Below are 3,907 nucleotides of genomic sequence, written 5' to 3'. Positions count from 1 at the left end.
ATGATCGTCCACCACATTCGTCAAGAAGGATGGGAACAGCAGATGCAGGAATTCCTGACGATGATCACAGCGAATGATCCGATCGTCTTCGTCAGTGGATCGACGAACTTCATTGCAGACATCCAGCAACGACTCGATCCGCTACCGGTCCTGTTCGGTCCGTTCGTAGCGGCAAATCAATTACCATCTTAACGAGAAAAGCGATGTGACATGTTCTGACAGAAGTCGGAGCATGACACATCGCTTTTTTTAAGCTGATTTCGTTAAACGTTTCGCGCGTTGAATCGAACGATCGAGTGCGAGATAGACCCCACCTGATACACAGCAGAGCAGTCCGACGAATCCGAGCGCAAAATCACCTTTTCCGGTATCAAGGAATAAGGATCCGAGAAGTGGGGCGGTGACGCCACCGATCAACCACTGAAGACTCGCAGCACCGTTGTACGTTCCGCGGAGATGTTCCGGGGCAATTAAGGCAATGAATGTCATCTGCACAGGGGACATGATCATCTCACCGAGTGTATAGAATGCATAAATCGCAAGCAATACTGTCACGAGCACGACATAACTCGTTCCGAGTGAGAACAGGTAAGACGGCACGAATGCGAGGAAAATCATACCGATTCCGAAGATCGAGGCACCAAGCAACATGACTTTTCCGAATGCCTTCCCTGACAAGCGAGCAGCAATCGGGAACTGGAATAAGACGACCATGATTCCGTTGAGTGCCATCAAGTAAGGAAACGGATTTTGTTTCGTCGGTAATCCTGGCAGTGCTTCTTTCAAGAAGACCGGTAACATACTCTCGACGAGGGCAAATCCCATCGAAATGAAGACACCCGCACCGATAAAGATTAAAAAGACGTGATCCTTCCGCAATACAGTGAGCGGTGATACTTTGACTTCGTCTGTCTTTTCGATATACTCCGGTTTCGTTTCTTCGATGAAGAAGTAAAGAACGAGTCCATATAGGAAAAAGACGAAGGCAGCGGAGTAGAAGATGAGCGAACGATCGACGAACAGGACAGCACTTCCGAGAAGTGGTCCGAACGCTGCGCCGACATTATGTCCCATCCGAAGCAGACCGAACGATTCATTCAGGCGTTCTGGTGGTGTGACGTCAGCGACCATCGCGCTTGCTGCCGGATGGAACAGTGAACTCGATAAACCGAGCAACGCGTTCAAAGCGAGCAGCGGTCCGAATGAATCGGCGAACGAGAAACCGATTAGCGCGATGACGTCACCGATGATCGAGAGAACCATCAGTGGTTTTCGACCGAATTTATCAGCGAAGTGGCCACCGAGAACGGCGCCGACGAGTGACATGATCGGTCCAGTCGCCATGATGACGCCGACTAGGAAGTAGGAATCGAGTCGATCCGCGTAATAGAGAACTAAAAATGGTGCAATCATGAACATCATGATTCCGGTGATCGTTTCCCCGACGAACCGGATCCAGATGTTGCGATCAAGCTGTTTGAGTGCATTAAACATAGTGAAAACCCCTTATATTCCGTTTTTAGACAATAGAAAAGACGGATACGCACAAATATGGGCATACCCGTCCAAATATAAGAGGGCAGCATGTACGTATACGCATACGCACACCCTGCTTAATTAAAAATTAAACGATTGGGTGACGTACAGTTGTAGCCGATACAAAGACAGTGTGGACAGATGTCCGGGCTTGATAGAATACCATTGTACGTCTCCTCCTTCTGTAATAGTGAACTTCCTAGTCATCGTAAAGAAGATAGTGATGAATTGTCAACTTTAAATCTGAAAATTAAGTCAATGAAGTGAAATGGACGAGACCTTGAAAATTCGGTATGATAGACTAGTTGCGAAAAAGATTGATCGGACTTTTGAATATATCGGTGAAAGGAACTACCATACATGACAAACATTCTACAAACGGAAGTCGAAAAGCGTCGGATTTTCGGCATCATTTCCCACCCGGATGCGGGTAAGACGACACTAACTGAAAAATTCCTCCTACACGGAGGCGCGATCCGTGAAGCAGGTTCTGTCAAGGCACGGAAAAACTCGAAATTCGCAAAATCGGACTGGATGGAAATTGAAAAGCAACGGGGAATCTCTGTTACGTCTTCTGTCATGCAATTCGAATATGACAAAAAAATCGTTTCCATCATGGATACACCAGGTCACTCGGACTTCGGTGAAGATACGTACCGGATCCTGACGGCTGTTGACTCAGCAATCATGGTCATCGATGCGGCGAAAGGGATCGAGTCGCAAACGAAGAAACTCTTCCAAGTCTGTCGAATGCGCGGGATTCCGATCTTTACGTTCATCAACAAGATGGATCGTCAAGCACGTGATCCGCTCGAATTGATGGAAGAACTCGAAGAAGTCCTCGGTATCCCGTCGGTTGCTGTGACATGGCCAGCTGGTTCAGGTCAACAATTCGAAGGAGTCTATGACCGTGTCAAAGGACAATTCCACTGCTTCAAAAATGATCGTAAGACGATCGAACTCGGCGAGGAAGGTCTCGCGAACGAAGAACTCGCGACGACGATTAACTCAGAAATGTACGAGACGTTGATGGATGAAGTCGACTTACTCGACGGCGCAGGTAACGAATACGATGAAGAATTGATCGCAAAAGGCGAACTGACTCCGGTCTTCTTCGGATCAGCACTCGTCGATTTCGGTGTCACACCGCTCCTCGAGCATTACTTGAACTTGTCTCCTTCACCGACACCACGTGAGTCGAACAAAGGGAAGGTCGAGCCGGCGCAAGACTTCTTCAGTGGTTTCGTCTTCAAGATTCAAGCGAACATGAACCCAAACCACCGCGACCGGATTGCGTTCGTCCGGATCTGTACAGGTAAGTTCGATCGTGGGATGGACGTCGTCCTGACACGGACAGGCAAGAAGATGAAGCTGTCGCAATCAACTCAATTCATGGCGGATGAGCGAGAAACGGTCAACGAAGCATTCGCAGGAGATGTCATCGGGTTGTATGACTCAGGCAACTATCAAATCGGTGATACGATCACGAATGGCGATCCATCGTTACAATATGAAGCACTCCCAACGTTTGCACCAGAACTCTTCCTGAAGGTCTACACGAAAAACGCCTTGAAGTCGAAACAGTTCCAAAAAGGTGTCGAACAGCTTGCGCAAGAAGGTGCGATCCAGGTCTACAAAACGGAATACAACGAAATCATCCTCGGAGCGATCGGACAACTCCAATTCGAAGTCTTCGAGCACCGGCTCAAAGGTGAGTATGGCGTTGACATCTTGAAGGATGCTGCGAACTTCCAAGTCGCCAAGTGGATCAAGCCAGCAGAAGTCGCTGCTGTCAAAAAATTGACGGATTCACGGACGGTTCTCGTCTATGACCGCTGGGAGAATGCCGTTCTGTTATTTGCGAATGATTTCGTCTACGAGCGATTCGTTCAGAAAAACGAAGGAACGATCACATTGGTCGATTCACCGCAACAACTTTAATGTTTTTACGGACTACTTTTCGAAGTGGTCCGTTTTTTCGTTCTGGAAATCTCGTTTGATGACAAGCAAACAAGGGTAAAAATAGAGCGTGTTTGAATTCATATGAAAAAGGACGGTGTCATGTGATGGCGAAACGGTTTGTTGGGATTTATCAGGATCAATCGAGTCTGGAACGAAAAATTGAAGAATTGAAACAGCAAGGACATCATGATTCGGACTTTTCTGTCGTCGGTCGAGATGATGCAGCAGAAGAAGCATCAGGTGCGAGTTGGATTGATCAAGTCAAATCAACGTTCTCTAAAGAACCACCGCTCCGTGAGACGTTAAAACGTGTCGGACATTCGGATGATGAAGCAGAACGGCATTACGCGGAAGTCGAGCGAGGTGGTCTTGCACTGTTCGTCAAGGATCGAGATCACGACCATGACCA

General features: G+C 47.8%; 2 protein-coding genes and 2 pseudogenes. 3 read left to right on the top strand and 1 reads right to left on the bottom strand.

Features of this window, described 5'->3' with window-relative positions; all coding sequences use genetic code 11:
* Nucleotides 1-192: pseudogene (locus B2751_RS01800) on the top strand (hypothetical protein); the annotation flags it as partial.
* Nucleotides 193-249: 57 nt separating this feature from the next.
* On the opposite strand, the gene B2751_RS01795 reads toward B2751_RS01800, so the two are convergent.
* Nucleotides 250-1,494: an MDR family MFS transporter gene (locus tag B2751_RS01795; RefSeq protein WP_023467788.1), complete on the bottom strand. Its 1,245-nt coding sequence runs from the start codon at nt 1,492-1,494 to the stop codon at nt 250-252.
* Between the two features lie 402 nt (nt 1,495-1,896).
* On the opposite strand from B2751_RS01795, the gene B2751_RS01790 reads away from it, so the two are divergent.
* Both B2751_RS01790 and B2751_RS01785 read left to right on the top strand, forming a co-directional pair.
* On the top strand, nt 1,897-3,477 hold the full coding sequence (locus B2751_RS01790; RefSeq protein ID WP_290772404.1) for a peptide chain release factor 3: 1,581 nt from the start codon (nt 1,897-1,899) through the stop codon (nt 3,475-3,477).
* Between the two features lie 125 nt (nt 3,478-3,602).
* Nucleotides 3,603-3,907, top strand: a pseudogene (locus tag B2751_RS01785) (general stress protein); the annotation flags it as partial.

Source organism: Exiguobacterium sp. UBA6282 (assembly GCF_002440475.1).
In the GTDB taxonomy this organism is placed as follows: Bacteria; Bacillota; Bacilli; order Exiguobacteriales; family Exiguobacteriaceae; genus Exiguobacterium_A.
The sequence above is the reverse complement of the archived record's forward strand: the minus strand, read 5'-3'. Positions and strand labels throughout refer to the sequence as shown.

Excerpts from the sequence above, each read along its gene's own strand:
- B2751_RS01795 (WP_023467788.1), bottom strand. The coding sequence starts at position 1,494 with ATGTTTAATGCACTCAAACAGCTTGATCGCAACATCTGGATCCGGTTC.
- B2751_RS01790 (WP_290772404.1), top strand. The coding sequence starts at position 1,897 with ATGACAAACATTCTACAAACGGAAGTCGAAAAGCGTCGGATTTTCGGC.